Raw genomic sequence first — 717 nt, forward strand, 5'->3', positions numbered from 1 at the left:
AGTTCAAAGAAATCATTTTTAGAAAAATAAGCATAACCAGTGGTTCGGAATTGTTTAAGAATACGAAAAGTTGTTTTTGCGTAACTACTCTTTAAATCTCGAAACTCTGTCAAAGCATAACGAACCCAACTTTCGAGATTATTTAGAAGTTTCAACGCTTTGGGATAAATTTGAATATCAACATAAGGAACGTCTGCAGATCCCTTAATTTCAAATCGAGTGAACATGACAAACATCTCTCTATCAAGACCATCTTTACTTCGAGAGCCAAATCTAAGACCTAGTATTTTTTGATATGTACTTTGTATGTCATCAATAAACCGATTATTTGCGGTTGGCTTATAGGCACTTAACTCTTTTAACTGATCAAAGGTAAATCTAACAGTATCATCACCTTTATCACGCATTCTAGAAACTACAGAAAAGAACAAGTTCATTTCTACAGGAGTAAACCTTCGCAAGGGGATTGTATTTAATTCAGGGTCATATTTGACTAATTCATTGCTCATAAAATAACCTCCTTGAATAATACTACCTTATTTGAATACAGGAGTAAATAAATGTAGTCGATAAACAGACAAAATGTAGTCGATAAACAGACAAAATGTAGTCGATAAACAGACAAAATGTAGTCGATAAACTTCTGTACGCCTTGGGGGAGTAAGGCGCAAGAGGGGTCTAAAAGAGGTTTAAAAGAGGTTTATAAAAGAGGTATAT

1 protein-coding gene is annotated in these 717 nt (G+C 33.8%); it reads right to left on the minus strand.

Features of this window, described 5'->3' with window-relative positions; translation table 11 throughout:
* Positions 1–509, minus strand: a 509-nt coding sequence (locus tag LSE01S_RS10725) for a replication initiation protein (RefSeq protein WP_156470535.1), incomplete at its 3' end; no start/stop codon positions are given.
* Between the last annotated feature and the right edge of the window lie 208 nt (positions 510–717).

The sequence above is a fragment of the Levilactobacillus senmaizukei DSM 21775 = NBRC 103853 genome, assembly GCF_001592085.1.
Lineage (GTDB): Bacteria > Bacillota > Bacilli > Lactobacillales > Lactobacillaceae > Levilactobacillus > Levilactobacillus senmaizukei.